This window comes from Tenacibaculum aquaeponti (assembly GCF_057221555.1).
This window is the reverse complement of record NZ_CM170147.1, coordinates 3,089,516-3,104,745: the sequence shown is the minus strand read 5'-3', so window position 1 is coordinate 3,104,745 and position 15,230 is coordinate 3,089,516. Positions and strand designations below refer to the sequence as shown.

At 28.3% G+C, this 15,230-nt stretch carries 11 protein-coding genes; 8 read left to right on the top strand and 3 right to left on the bottom strand.

The features are described from left to right. Positions 1-63: 63 nt before the first annotated feature. The 6 genes from AC2TEO_RS14055 to AC2TEO_RS14030 all read left to right on the top strand — a co-directional run bounded on the left by AC2TEO_RS14055 (position 64) and on the right by AC2TEO_RS14030 (position 7,480). Positions 64-2,088, top strand: coding sequence for a M3 family metallopeptidase (locus AC2TEO_RS14055; RefSeq protein WP_442265439.1), 2,025 nt, complete (start codon positions 64-66; stop codon positions 2,086-2,088). Between the two features lie 51 nt (positions 2,089-2,139). Continuing rightward, on the top strand, positions 2,140-2,709 hold the full coding sequence (locus tag AC2TEO_RS14050; RefSeq protein WP_442265438.1) for a Crp/Fnr family transcriptional regulator: 570 nt from the start codon (positions 2,140-2,142) through the stop codon (positions 2,707-2,709). 58 nt (positions 2,710-2,767) lie between these two features. Continuing rightward, positions 2,768-3,535 carry an MBL fold metallo-hydrolase gene (locus AC2TEO_RS14045; RefSeq protein ID WP_442265437.1) on the top strand — a complete coding sequence of 256 codons (768 nt, stop codon included), beginning with the start codon at positions 2,768-2,770 and terminating at the stop codon, positions 3,533-3,535. 118 nt (positions 3,536-3,653) lie between these two features. Then, on the top strand, positions 3,654-4,868 hold the full coding sequence (locus AC2TEO_RS14040) for a carboxypeptidase-like regulatory domain-containing protein (protein WP_442265436.1): 1,215 nt from the start codon (positions 3,654-3,656) through the stop codon (positions 4,866-4,868). Positions 4,869-4,947: 79 nt separating this feature from the next. Next, on the top strand, positions 4,948-6,219 hold the full coding sequence (locus tag AC2TEO_RS14035; protein ID WP_442265435.1) for a carboxypeptidase-like regulatory domain-containing protein: 1,272 nt from the start codon (positions 4,948-4,950) through the stop codon (positions 6,217-6,219). 25 nt (positions 6,220-6,244) lie between these two features. Continuing rightward, positions 6,245-7,480 carry a carboxypeptidase-like regulatory domain-containing protein gene (locus tag AC2TEO_RS14030; protein WP_442265434.1) on the top strand — a complete coding sequence of 412 codons (1,236 nt, stop codon included), beginning with the start codon at positions 6,245-6,247 and terminating at the stop codon, positions 7,478-7,480. 14 nt (positions 7,481-7,494) lie between these two features. Here AC2TEO_RS14030 and AC2TEO_RS14025 read toward each other — a convergent pair whose 3' ends face one another. Genes AC2TEO_RS14025 through AC2TEO_RS14015 form a run of 3 tightly spaced genes read right to left on the bottom strand, consistent with a single transcriptional unit; the run spans position 7,495 to position 11,616 of the window. Further along, positions 7,495-9,858, bottom strand: coding sequence for a hypothetical protein (locus AC2TEO_RS14025; RefSeq protein ID WP_442265433.1), 2,364 nt, complete (start codon positions 9,856-9,858; stop codon positions 7,495-7,497). Positions 9,859-9,909: 51 nt separating this feature from the next. Beyond that, positions 9,910-11,145 carry a glycosyltransferase gene (locus AC2TEO_RS14020; RefSeq protein ID WP_442265432.1) on the bottom strand — a complete coding sequence of 412 codons (1,236 nt, stop codon included), beginning with the start codon at positions 11,143-11,145 and terminating at the stop codon, positions 9,910-9,912. Continuing rightward, positions 11,146-11,616 carry a heme-binding domain-containing protein gene (locus AC2TEO_RS14015; RefSeq protein WP_442265431.1) on the bottom strand — a complete coding sequence of 157 codons (471 nt, stop codon included), beginning with the start codon at positions 11,614-11,616 and terminating at the stop codon, positions 11,146-11,148. Between the two features lie 97 nt (positions 11,617-11,713). Here AC2TEO_RS14015 and lpdA point away from each other — a divergent pair, with 97 nt between their 5' ends. Both lpdA and AC2TEO_RS14005 read left to right on the top strand, forming a co-directional pair. Beyond that, positions 11,714-13,114 (top strand): dihydrolipoyl dehydrogenase, encoded by a 1,401-nt coding sequence (gene lpdA / locus AC2TEO_RS14010; protein ID WP_442265430.1) that lies wholly within the window; start codon positions 11,714-11,716, stop codon positions 13,112-13,114. A 157-nt stretch (positions 13,115-13,271) separates the two neighbouring features. Beyond that, entirely contained in the window at positions 13,272-15,056 is a 1,785-nt protein-coding gene (locus tag AC2TEO_RS14005) for a T9SS type A sorting domain-containing protein (protein WP_442265429.1), read from the top strand. Positions 15,057-15,230: the final 174 nt, after the last annotated feature.

The window sequence follows — 15,230 nt, the reverse complement described above, 5'->3', positions numbered from 1 at the left end:
AAAACATAAAACCTCACAGATTGTTTATTTGTGAGGTTTTTAAGTTTTAAAAACTAAATTGAAATGACTAAAAATCCATTATTACAAGAATTTGATACTCCTCCTTTTCAATCGATAAAAGAGGAACACTATAAATTAGCTTTAAAAGAAGCTATAGAGATTGCCAAAGAAGAAATTAATGCAATTGCCAATGCAACTTATACCCCAACTTTTGAGAATACTATTGTTGCTTTAGATAATACAGGAGAAAAATTAGATCGTATCACTTCTATATTTTTCAATTTAAACTCTGCTGAAACTAATGAGGAAATTCAACAAATTGCAAAAGAAATTTCTCCTTGGTTAAGTGAATTTAAAAATGACATGATTTTAAACGCCGATTTATTCAAAAGAGTAAAAACTGTTTACGATCAAAAAGACACATTAACACTTAGTCCAGAACAAAGTATGTTATTAGAAAAACAATACAAAGGTTTTTCTAGAAATGGAGCTAATTTAAATGATGAGCAGAAAAATGACTTACGAAAACTAGATACTGAATTATCTAAACTTTCGCTACAATTTGGAGAAAATGTACTAGCAGACACGAATGCTTTCGAAATGCTAATTACAGACGAAAAAGATTTAGCAGGCCTTCCTGATGGAGCCAAAGAAGCTGCTAAATTAATGGCACAACAAAAAGAGAAAGAAGGATGGCTATTTACATTAGATTATCCTAGTTATATTCCTTTTATGACATATGCAGACAATAGAGAACTTAGAAAAAAACTTTCTATTGCTATGGGTAAAAAAGGATTTCAAGACAATAAAAACAATAATGAAAAAATTGTTTTAGAAATTGTTGAACTTCGCCATAAAAGAGCACATTTATTAGGTTATGATTCTCATGCACATTTTGTTTTAGAAGAACGTATGGCTGAATCTCCTGAAAAAGTATTGTCTTTTTTAAATGACTTACTAGAAAAAGCGAAACCTGCTGCTGAACGTGAATTTAAAAACTTAGAGAATTATGCTAAGAAATTAGATAACATTGATCGTTTAGAAAAATGGGATGGTTCTTATTATTCAGAAAAATTAAAGAAAGAACTTTTCGATTTAGATCAAGAAGCTTTAAAACCTTATTTTAAATTAGAAAATGTAATTAACGGTGTTTTTGAAATTTCTAATCGATTATTTGATTTAAATTTTGAAGAAATTAATACTATCGATAAATATCACGAAGATGTAAAAACCTATAAAGTTACCAATTCGAAAGGTGATTTTATTTCTCATTTTTATGCAGATTTCCATCCGAGACCTGGAAAAAGAAATGGAGCTTGGATGACATCTTACAAATCACAGCAAATTAAAAATGATTTAAATGATAGACCTCAAGTTTCTATTGTTTGTAATTTCACAAAACCTACTGAAACCAAACCTTCTTTATTAACTTTTAACGAGGTTACAACTTTATTTCATGAATTTGGTCATGCTTTACATGGAATGTTAGCGAATACTACATATAAAAGCTTATCAGGAACTTCTGTTTCTTGGGATTTTGTAGAATTACCAAGTCAAGTTTTAGAAAACTGGTGTTACGAAAAAGAAGCTTTAGAGTTATTTGCAAAACATTACGAAACTGGAGAAACAATTCCTATGGAATTTGTTCTGAAAATTAAAGAATCTGCTGCTTTTCATGAAGGAATGCAAACTTTACGTCAATTAAGTTTTGGATTATTAGACATGAGCTGGCATTCTGGAAATACCGAAAACATTTCTTCCGTAAAAGATTTTGAATTAAAAGCTTTTGAAAACACCAAACTATACCCTGATGTTAATGAAAATTGTATGAGCACGGCTTTTTCTCATATTTTTCAAGGAGGATATTCTGCTGGATATTATTCGTACAAATGGGCTGAAGTTTTAGATGCAGATGCTTTTGAATACTTTAAAGAAGAAGGTATTTTTAATAAAGAAATCGCTACTAAATTCAAAGATCATGTTCTTTCCAAAGGAGGAACAGAAAAACCAATGGAACTATACAAACGTTTTAGAGGTCAAGAACCAAAACCTGAAGCTTTATTAAAAAGAGCTGGACTTTTAAACTAAAAAATAATACTAAGAACTACGATTTTTCGTAGTTCTTTTATTTGTTAAAAAATGCACGAAAAAATAGTTACTTTTTTTGAAACAGAATATCCTTTAAATCAACATGGAATTGATGAACTTTTATCATTATTCCAATTGAAAACTATAAAAAAGGGAACAGCTATTTTAAAAGCAAATCATTTAGAAAGAGAGTTACGTTTCTTAAATTGTGGAACTGTTCGTGAACTTTACGCAACAGCAGATAAAGAAACTAACATTAACTTTTATACCAAACCTCAGTTCATTTCTGATTTATTCTCTTTCAGCAAAGATTTAAAAACAAATAAAAATCAAGAAGCAATTTCTGATCTTGAGATATTATCTATTGAAAAACAACAATTTCGAGAACTTTTACAAAGATATGAATGTGGTAAATCATTTATTGAACTTTCATTTCAAAAACTTTTAAAACAAAAAGAACTATTAGAATTCAATAGAATTACTAAAACCCCAGAAGAGTTGTACCAAGAGTTGTTTATTTACAAACCTAATTGGTTAGAAAAAATTCCTCAATATCATATTGCTTCCTATTTAAATATTACACCAGAAACACTAAGCAGAATACGAAAACGTATTTCTTGATTTGAATCAATGCAATTCAGTTCCATTGGTTATTCCTTTGTCTAAAAAAGTAATATCAATGAAAATTCAACATTTAAGAAATGCATCTTTAATTATTGAAGCTGACGATAAAGTAATTTTAGTAGATCCAATGCTTGGTAAAGTAGGAACACTACCTCCTTTTTCTTTCTTTAGATTTAAAATGAAGAAAAACCCAACTGTTCCTTTACCTGAAAACTGTAAATCAACACTTAAAAAAGTTACTCATTGTTTGATCACTCACAATCACCCCGATCATATTGATAGCGCAGCTGAAAAGTTTCTTACTGAAAGAAACATACCTGTAATTTGTAGTGTGTTAGATGAAAAAACGTTTCGTAAAAAAGGCTTGAATGTAATTCAAACAATTAATTATTGGAAGAAATCACCTTTTTTAGGAGGAACTATTGAAGGAATTCCTGCGAAACATGGTTATGGTTTTGTAGCCAAACCTGCTGGTAATGTGATGGGTTTTTTTATTAAACTACCTAAAAAGCCTAGTATTTACATTAGTTCAGATACGATTTACACTGATGATGTTGATACTGTACTAAAAAAATACAATCCGGAAATTAGTATTGTAGCCGCTGGTTCTGCTCAATTTGATATTTTTAAACCTTTACTGATGACTATAGATGATATTGTAAAATTTATTAAAAATGCTCCTCATAAAGTCATAGCAAATCATATGGAAGCTGTTAATCATTGTCCTACAACAAGAGTTAAACTTAAATCGATTTTAACTCAAAAAGGGCTTTTACAAAAAACTTTCATTCCTAAAGATGGAGAAATCATTACTTTTAGTTAATCGATAATTTCTTCTTTAAAAAATTATTGCTTTTAAGTTTAAAATGTTAATCATATCTAAAAATCTCTTTCTAAGAAAGGGATTTTTTTATTTTTATAAATCTTATAAATTGTTCTAAATGAATCTGAAATTTACTTTTTTCTCCTTCTTTATTGTTTTGTATAGTTTTTCTCAGACTAATATCAATGGTATTATTACATCTAAAAATATTCCTTTAGAAGGTGCTTCTGTTTATTTAAACAATACTACTATTGGAACTATTACTGACGAAAAAGGAGCCTTTGAATTAAATTTTAAAGAAGGAAATTATACGCTTGTCGTTTCTTTTTTAGGTTATAAAACTTATCAAAAATCAATAAATACCATAAATCAAAAGAAGATTGAAATTACTATTTCTTTAGAAGAGGATAATGAGTTTTTAGATGAAGTTGAAATCAAAAAAATAGTATACGATGATGAATGGAAATATAATTTAGCTCGGTTTAAACAAGCTTTTCTTGGGAAAACTAAACTGGCTTCAACCTGTAAAATTTTAAATGAAAAAGATCTATTCTTCGATTTTAATTATAAAACAAATACTTTATCTGCAACTGCTAGAAAGCCCTTAAAAATAAAACACAACGGACTAGGTTATTTGATTGAATATGATTTAATTAATTTTGAACTTGGAAGCAAAACGTTATTCTTTAGTGGTTATGCTCAATATAAAAACCTAAGAAAATCTATCCGAAAAAAATGGAAGAAAAACAGAAATATAGCTTATAATGGTTCTCGAATGCATTTTCTAAGAAGTTTATTAAATAAAGAATTAAAAGAAGATGGTTTTGTTATTAATAAGTTCAGAAGAGTTGCCAACAAAGAAAGACCTTCCGAAGAAAAAATTCGATTTGCTAGAAAATATTTAAAACTGCATGGTAATCGTATTAATTATTCTAGAAAAATAGAAGAACCAAAAACTACTTTAGATAGCGCTATTGTAATAGCCAACAAAGCTCGGTTACCAAAATACCGTGATTATTTATACAAGAGAGATGTTCCTGTAAACGAAATGATTTCTTTTCAAAAAACTACTCCTTTTTTAGATTTTACTGATTATTTAATGATCATTTACACCAAAGAACCTGAAGAAGAAAATTATGTTCAAGGAATATTTGGTAAGAAAAGAAAACAAAGCGATGTTCAAACTTCTCATTTAGTTTTACTACAAGGAAAATCGGAGATTGATAAAATAGGAATTATGATTAATCCTAACGCTGTTTTTAATGAAGGTTATTGGAGTTTTGAATCTTTTGCTAATATGCTTCCTTTAAATTATCAACCTTCAAAAAAATAGTTTTAATAGGCTATTTAACAAAAACATAGTTCTCTATTTTCATCATTTTTTATTATATTTATTTGGTGAAAAATGAATTATGAAAACGAAATTAATCTTCTTATTATTTCTAGTTACGCTTATTTCATATGGTCAGGTAAATATCAGAGGAACTGTATTATCTAAAAACAATACTCCTTTAGAAGGTGCTGCCGTATATCTAAACAATACTACTATTGCTACTTTCACCGATTGGAAAGGAAAATTTAAACTTTATATTGAAGAAGGAAAACATACACTAATTGTTTCTTATTTGGGACACAAAACAATTCGAAAAGAAATAGTAATTGAAAATAAAAACATTGAACAAACTTTAGAGTTCCATTTAGAAGAACAAGACAATACTTTAAATGAAGTAGTCATCAATTCAACAGATGGAGAAAACAAATTAAAACTTATAGAATCTACAAGATCGAGATATTCTGATTTTCAAAAATTCCGAGAAGGTTTTTTAGGACGATCTACTTTTGCCAATAGATGCAAAATTGTAAACAGAGAAACTTTAAGTTATTATTACGTTCCTCAAACAGATCATTTTATTGTTACTGCTAAAGAACCAATTGTTGTTATTAATAAAGATTTAGGTTATAAAGTACATTACGACCTTATTAAATACGAACAAAAAGCTCTTGTTATTGGTTATGTTGGTTATTCTAGATATGAAGAATTAGAAGGAAGTAAAAGAAAACAAAAACGATGGAAGAGAAATCGATTAATAGCTTACAAAGGCTCAATAATGCATTTTCTAAGATCGTTAATTCGTGTAAACACAAAAGAAGAAGGATTTGACATGGATTTAATGATTAGAATTCCTAACATCAACTATCCTACTGAAAAAGAATTACGATTCTCTAAAAAATTATTTAGAGATTTAAATCGATATGATATTCCTGTGGATTACGCAAAAACGATAGTCGTTCCTGAAACTAGAATAGATAGTGCTATTTTAATCCATAGAAGAGAATTAAAGTATAAAAAAATTAGAGATACTATTATTCGAAAAGATATTAGATACAGTGATGTTACTTATCGATTAAGTGGTAAAGCTTTTATGGCGTTTAATGGTCTTTTAAAAGTGACTTACAATAACGAAAAAGAAGAATTTGAATATAAAAACGATTATAAAACTTGGTCGGGAAAACAAGTTTCTAAATTTATTTTACTTAATACTCCGCAAGAAATATTACCTATCGGACAATTAGCCGATCCAACAAATCACCTTGTTGAAGGTTATTGGTCTTATGAAAAATTTGCAGTAGCACTTCCTTTAAACTATCAACCTCCTGAAGAACCCAAAATAGCTTCAAATTAATTAAATCACATATCCAAACTAAAAAATGAAACTAAAACTAACAATTGCTTTGTCCTTTTTTCTATCCATTGCTTTTGGTCAGATTTATGTAAAAGGAAAAGTTACCTCAAAATCCAATCAACCTTTAGAAGGTGCTGCAGTGTTTTTTAACAGTACAACTATTGCTACCATTACAGATGCTAATGGAGAATATAAATTAAGTGTTCCTGAAGGAAAATATAAACTTGTTGCTTCCTATTTAGGGTATAAAACTGTAGAACGTGAAGTAGAAATTGATAAAAACACACCTTTAGATGATTTAAATTTTACGCTAGAAGAAGCTGACAATGTTTTAAATGAAGTTGTTATTGGAGGAAAAAAAAAGATAAAGTCTAAGAAACCTAAATATGAAGATTTTTTAGTGTTTCGTGAAGCTTTTTTAGGACGTACAGACTTTGCTGAAAAATGTAAAATAGATAATAAAAAAGCCTTAAAATATTACTTTGATGAAGCTACAAATACTTTTAGTGTAGAGGCTAAAGAACCTATTATTATTCTCAATAGAGACTTAGGTTATAAAATTTCTTATAATCTAGAAAAATTTCAAATTAAAGATCGAATTATTAGTTACTTCGGATACTCTAAATATGAAGAATTAGAAGGGAATAATCGAAAGCAAAAGAAGTGGAAAAAAAACAGACTTAAAGCTTACAATGGTTCTTTACGTCATTTCTTAAAAACCTTTATTACGGCAAGTACAAAAGAAGAAGGTTTTAAAATTGATATTATGAATCGTAAAAGAAACGAATTACACCCAACGGATAATGAATTAAATTTTTCTAGACGAATTTTTAATATTCAAGATCAAAAAGGTATTGCGATTAACTTTAATAAAATTATTCTAAAACCACAATCGAAATTAGATAGCGCAATTGTTATTCATCAAAAAGAATTAAAATACCCTAAAATTATAGATGTTCCTCATAAACGAAATGTTACATATAATGATGTAAGCTATAGAGTAGAAGGAAAAGTTTTTTTAAAATTCGATGGATTTTTAAAAGTAACTTATCAGAATGAAAAAGAAGAATTCAACTACAAGAAAGATGTTAAAAAAAGACTTGGAGTACAAGTATCTCATTTCTTATTATTTAAAAACAATGAAGAAATATTACCAATCGGGCAAATTGCAGATCAAAACAATCGTTTAGTTGAAGGCTATTGGTCTTACGAATTGTTTGCTAACGCACTTCCTTTAGATTATAAACCACCAACAGAATAATATTTATACGAGAGTTAGTTTTTTAAAATTAACTCTCTTTTTATGTCTATTAAATTTCCAGAACTTGTAATTCCTTTTATCGATAAAATTAAATCGGTAACTCCTTCGGGAATAGCAGCTTTAAAATTAGTCCAACTTTTAGTCGTAGAAAGTTTTACATGAGGTTCCCAATGTAGTATCGCATATTTTAAATATTCACTATCGCCTTCTTGATAAATATATTCTGGTTTTTTAAACTTCTTTTGAGGTTCATATCCATAAGAAATCTTAAATTCAAATAAGTTTTTATTTCTTTTCTTATCACTTGATTTTTGCTTTTTATAAACCGCTTTTTTATTTAAATAGATTCTTACATATCCAAAAGGATCTGTTCCTCCAGAATTAATCCCTGATTTATTTACACGAATACTTTTTACTTGTTCCATGGTAATTTCCTTGAGCATTTCAAAATCTTGTTCTCTCAACTTTTGAGTATTTACATAAACATTCATACTCGTACTTATATTACCTCCGTTTATAGTCCCAGAAATTATTGTTTGTCTGGCTGTTCGTTCTGACTTTATTTGTACATATCCATTTTTGTTATCTATTATTAAACCAGATTGCGCTATTAAATATTCTAAAACAGTTCTATATCGATTTACATTTTCTCCAGAAACAGCAAAAGTTTTCACAAAAGTTGAATTATCAATAGGGTTAATAAATTTCTCTTTTTTTTCTTTTTTAATTTTCCCTTTTATTTCAATTTCATCTAAAAGATTGCTATCATCATTAAAAAAAGGATTCACAATACTTTCTACAACAGCAGAACTGTTCTTTGAATTTACATTCGGATAATAAAACTCATCTTTATCAATTATTATATGATCACAAAACACAACATCTTTCTTTGATGGTAATACTGGCTGAATTTTTATAATCTCATCTTTATGAACCTCTAAATTTTTAATTTCAAAAAAACCTTTAGCATTTGTTTCTACATAACCAATTTCTTTCTTTGTAATATAATTTACTTTTAAATGAGCAGATTTTTCTCCACTAAGTTTTCCTTTTACTGTTATTCCTGATTCAAAAAAATGACTTACCTCTTTTTTCTTTTGTTTTAAAATAGAATCCCAGTTATAGATTTTACTTGTTTTAATAGGAAATAAATCTTTAGCTTTTTGAAAACGGTTTAGAAATTTCTTAGAATCTAATTGCTCATTATCTAAAAAAGTAACGTTATAAAATTTTTGAAATAAATCTAATTGGGATATATCTTCATTCTCTTTTGGCAAAATAGATATAGACATATCAATTACAGAATCTTTAGTATGTTTATAGATAGAAAACTCTACGGAATCTTTATTAATTCTTCTTACTGTTTGTGTAATTTCTTTTTCTAAATCATGTAATTTGTGTGCATTAAAAAAAGTTTGCTCTGCAATGAGTTCTTTATTTTTAAATAGAGAAATAGTATTAATTCCATTCAGTAAAGTAGATTTATCTATATATCTATAACTCTTATTGTTTTTATAATTTAAACGTGCTCCTTCAGCAATTTTCCCATTACGATGAATTAAATAAAAAACAACATCTTTTTCATTTAAGTAGTTTTTACTTATACTTGAACTTAAGTAAATTTCCTCCCCTTTATCTACTAAGTTTAATGTAATTCCTTCCTTGGTATGATTTGGTAATTCTTCTACTTTTTTTCCTTCTGAATTTATATATTCTAAATAATATCTTCTATCATGTTCAGGTTTTAAATAAAACTTCCCTAATCCACGATCATTAAATTTCACAAAAAAAATATCATCCCCTAAATCATCTTTTAATATTGCCTCTTTTATACCTATATCTTTTTTAGGTAGCTTTACTTCTACAGCATTTACAACATTTGAAAGTAAACTTTTTGTATTGTTATAGAATTTTACCTTTTGTACGTCCTTAGTAAATCTTTTTACTTCGCATCCTTTTATTTTAATAAAATTCTTTTTTTTCACTTCTTCTTTAAAATTTTTAGACCAATTTGTTATAATTCTATAATGAATAATACAGTCATTAAAATCTGAAGGTATTTTAAAAACTCCGCTGGCAGAACCTTCATTAAATTTAAGTGTAAGTTTACCTAGAAAATTTCCTTTATTATCATTAAAGTACAATTTAGCTGTTTTCGTTTGATGAAATAACTTTAGATTTTTATTATCTACCACAAAAACTTTAAACCAAATTTCTTCGCCAGGAAAATATGTAGATTTATTAAAATGGAAATAAAAATTTTCTTTTGAATATTTAAAATGATTCACATATGAATCTACAACTTCATCTACTACAGTATTTTGTTGAGCATAAAAATTACAGTAACAAAAAAGGAGGATAATAATTTTTCTTAGCATTTTATATCGTTTGGCTATTAAAACTAAGAAATTTTATTGATTAATTTTCAATTATTTTTTGTTCTTCTCTTCTATCCATTTACTCATATATTTTGTTGCTTGTAAAGTTTGGTGTTGTAGTAAACTTCCAAGGAAATTTGATGTTCGATGAGAATTTAAATCCTCTACAAGTTGAGATATTTTCTGTAAAAAAACACGACTCAAAACATTTTTATCATAAATGGAATTAATAATTTTTATCCCATTATTTTGAGCTTGAAGCCAAATTTTTTTTTCTGAGTAAAGTTTAACAGCTAAATCGGAAAACACGTTTAAATCGTCTTCAACAAAACCATTCCAGGGAAACTCATCACGCATTCCTTCTGCTCCTATTGAAGTTGTTACACTTGGTGTTCCACACACCATAGCTTCTGTTAACTTCCCTTTAATTCCTGCTCCGAATCTTAAAGGAGCCAAAACTATTCTGGCTTTACTTACTTTTTCAATAGCATCGGGAGTATAACCATGTAATAAAAATCCTTGATCTGGTTTGTGTAATTGCTGAATTTGCTGACTAACATAAGCTCCATAAATATGAATATTTACTTTGGGTAATTGGTCTCGAATACTTCTCCACATTCTTTTTAGTTCTAAAACAGCATCTACATTTGGTTTGTGAAAAAAATTACCAACAAATACAAAATCTTCTCTTTCTTCGAAAGGTAACCAGTTCTCTTGATCTGTTTCTTCAATTGTATCTAAAAGAAAAGGTAGATATAATAAAATACTATCGTCTATTTTAAATACTTCTTTTAATAATTTCATTTCATAAGAAGAAATAATCAGACTTAAATCACATCTCAAAATAGAGGCTATTTCTCTTTTTGTTTCATCTGATTGTAATAACGCTTGATTTGAAAATTCTTCTCCTTTTTTTAATTGCTCATATCTTACTTTTCTTAAAAAATGTAAATCTTCTGTATCTAAAATACGAACTGCATTAGGACAACATTTAGCTACTCTCCAACCGAACTGTTCTTCCATCATAAATCGATCGAAAACAACAATTTGAGGATTTAAGTCTTTAATAAAGGAATCGAACGAAGATGAATTTAACTCAATTACAATTTCTTCAACTCCATATTCAATTAGTTGTACTGCATTTTCTCCTTTTTGTGCCGGACTAGCAAAAGTTACATTATAATTTTCGCTTAAAAACAATTCTATTAATTGCATCATTCTACTTCCAGCAGCAGAAGAATTTGGTTCAACCCAAACATAACCTATAAATAAAACAGTAGTATTCAATTATCGTTGTTGTTGGTATTTATACTCCTTCTCTATCTCTTTTGCCCATGTCACAACTAAATTGATATCATCCTCACTTAATCGAGCATCACTATGAGTCCATGTATAAGAATCTAAAGGCATGTGTTTTTCCTCTACTTCTTCCCAAAGCTCTTCCATTTTATGTTCTTTTTTTCTTGAAGAATAAGTTGCCCATTTTGAAAAATTTAAATGTTCTTTACCTTCTTCTACATGATGGTTTATCCAGAAATTAACTGGTGCTATTGCATGATACCAAGGATATTCAGTTACATTACTATGACAATCGAAGCAAGCATTTTTTAAAATTGTTTGTACTTTAACTGAGGGATTTGTTTCGTTTAAAAAAACATCTAGAGATGAAAACTCTCCATTATTTTTTTTTGTGGGGATAAATTGAATTACTAGTAAAACTACAAGCGCAATCCAACCTATTTTTTTTAATATTTTCATACAAATACTTCTTATCTGTTTTAAAAATAGTAATAATAACTAATACTCTCTTTTAATTCGCAAATAATTGTAATTTTGTATTAAAATAAAACAACTCATGAAATACGATATCATCGTTATAGGTTCTGGACCTGGTGGATATATTGCTGCGGTTAGAGCTTCTCAATTAGGAAAAAAAGTAGCCATTATTGAAAAATATTCTACCCTTGGTGGTACATGTTTGAATGTTGGATGTATTCCTTCAAAAGCTTTATTAGATTCTTCTCATCATTATTACGATGCTGTTCATCATTTTGAGGAGCACGGAATTTCTGTTGAAAATCCAAAGTTTGATTTTTCAAAAATGATTGATCGTAAAGCTAAAGTTGTAGAGCAGACTACGGGAGGTATTAAGTTTTTAATGGATAAAAATAATATTGATGTTTATGAAGGTTTAGGATCTTTTGAAAATGCAACTCACGTTAAAATTACCAAAAACGATGGAAGTTCTGAAGTTATTGAAGGAACTAACATTATTATAGCTACAGGATCTAAACCATCTACTTTACCTTTCATTTCTATTGATAAAGAACGTATTATAACTTCTACTGAAGCTTTGAAGCTTAAAGAAGTACCTAAACACTTAATTGTAATTGGTGGAGGTGTTATCGGATTAGAATTAGGCTCTGTTTACAAACGTTTAGGAGCAGATGTTTCTGTAGTTGAATATGCGCCAACAATTACGCCAACAATGGATAAAGATGTTTCTAAAGAACTTACTAAAGTATTAAAGAAACAAGGAGTTAAGTTTAACGTTAGTCATGGTGTTACCGCTGTTGAAAGAAAAGGTGATGAAGTTGTTGTAACTGCTACAAATAAAAAAGGAGAAGAAGTAACTTTTACTGGTGATTACTGTTTAGTTGCGGTTGGACGTAGACCTTATACTGATGGTTTAGGTTTAGAAAATGCTGGTGTTAAAGTTACTGAAAGAGGACAAATAGATGTAAACGATCATTTGCAAACAAATGTTTCTAATATTTATGCTATTGGAGATGTAGTTCGTGGTGCAATGTTAGCTCATAAAGCTGAAGAAGAAGGTGTTGTAGTTGCTGAATATTTAGCTGGTGAAAAACCACATATTGATTATAATTTAATTCCTGGAATTATTTATACTTGGCCAGAAGTTGCTGCTGTAGGTAAAACTGAACAAGAATTAAAGGATTCAAATGTAGATTACAAGTCTGGTAAATTCTCTATGCGTGCACTAGGAAGATCTCGTGCTAGTGGAGACATCGATGGCTTTGTAAAAGTATTAGCTGACAAAAACACTGATGAAATTTTAGGAGTTCATATGGTTGGTGCTCGTGTTGCTGATTTAATCATGGAAATGGCTGTAGCAATGGAGTTTAGAGCATCTGCAGAAGATATTGCTCGTATTTGCCACGGACATCCAACATACTCTGAAGCCGTTAAAGAAGCTGCTAAAGCTGCTTGGGATGGAAAACCTTTGAATGCTTAATACAACATTTAAAAAAATATTTAAAAGCAATCTAATCATTTAGGTTGCTTTTTTATTTATCATTTCAAACACACAACAACTCAAAAATAAGGTTAATTCAGTTTTTATGTTAATTTTTTAACTATATTTAAAAACGTTAACAAATAAACCCTTATTTATGAAATCTAAAATTAAAGTGCTATTCTTAGCGCTACTCCTCCCGTTTTTTTTATTTTCTCAAAATTTTATCGAAAAACAACTCCCCTCTCCGAGTAAACTAAGTTCATTTTTTATTGGTCCATTAATAAAATCTACAATTCATTACGGAGAACGGCCAGCAAATTACAATGGTAAAGTTTTATTATTCAATCATGGTTATATAGATTTAAATCAATTATTTTTTACTAATAATACTTTTTATCAAAATGCTTATAACGAAGGTTATCAAGTAGTTTTTGTTGCTACAACTAGAGGTAAAGGCCTTTGGGAAAACGGAAAATTACTTGCTGAGTCAATAGATATTATAACTAATAAATATCAAGTGAATGATCTTATTATAATAGCTCATAGTAATGGTGGAAAAGCCGCAGAAGCCGCTATGTTTTCATACAATAAAAGAGACAAAGTAAAAAGAGTAATCGCTTTAGGAACTCCGTATTGGGGAACTTATTTAGCTGATATTTCTCAACAATGGTGGTTTAACTGGATTTGGAAAAATACTGGTTTAAACGAAGGTGCAGCTACATCAACTACTTATTATTGTAGAAATGTAGTTAGGCCACTTTTTGATAATGCTACTAATAATCAACCTGAAAAATTTATTATACTTGGAGCTTCGGGTTTTAAAAACGGGCATACACTTTTAGCTCCTTTAATGTTTACTAGCGGTGGAATCTTATATTTAGCTCAAGGCACAAATGATGGTGTAACTCCATATAGTAGTTCTTTGCGTCCAGGAGGAACCTATGTTTTCGACAAAGGAGAAGCTAAATTAGATCATGTAGATGTAGCTTTAGGTCAATATGTATGGAATACAATAAAACCATATTTAAACGATAATTTTAGTAACAAAAAAACTTTTGAATCAACTGAATTTAATTATAATGATATTGTAAGCGATTATCAGATTATTAACTCAGAAAACTACTATGATAAAATTATTTCTCCGAGTAATTCATCAACTGTAAACGTTGACATCTTTCACGAAAAACCAATTGAAGATTTTAAATTATACGGAAATTCTAAACAATTGTCTCCTGTCATTACAAATCAAAATCGTAAAAGCATCAACAGTTACAATAGTTCATATAAGATTAAATCTTCAGAACAATTAACTGCGAATTCTAAATTCGCTGCATTTGTTCATTTTCCAGAAGGGCCAAAAATGAGGTATATAAATGAACAAAAAAATGATAATCGTATTTCTATTCAATTTAATAATGTTTCAGTTCCATTAGAAAGCATAAAAGTTGATGCTGTTATTACAAAAACAAGTGATTTATATGGAAAAACGATACATGGAGATTCTTATGTTTATTCTTTTTCTTTAAATGGTAATGAATTCAACTTAGACACTTCAGGTTTTGAAGATGGAGTTTACAGTATTCATATTACTGGTAAACACTCTGATTTCATACGTTCAATTGCTTCAGGTTTTGTAAAAGGTAGGCTTTCTTCAGAAAATATTCAAGAAGATATCGTTGATAAAAACAAAAGTTTTAACATTAGTTTAAAATCAAATATAATTGTTGATTACGTTGAAATTATCTCTACAAAAAAAGATAATCAAAATATTAAAGTTTCAATATTTGATTTAAATGGTCAATTACAAATAATAGAAAAGTTTAATTCTAATGAGAATTACACCATAACTAAAAACATAAATTCCTTAGCTAAAGGTTTGTATATTCTTACTGTAGAGAAAAACAATTTAAAAAAGAGTTTTAAAATCTTAAAAAAGTAATTAATTATTGTTTTTCATCTGCTTAATTCTCAAATTAATGTAAGTGATTATACGAAACATAAAATACAGAGAAAAGATAATTAAGAAAAGGATTAAGAACTGAAGTACAAAAAGACCTAAACTAAAATCTGAAAAATTTGTTTTAGTAATCATAGCTATTTTAAATAAAAAAAG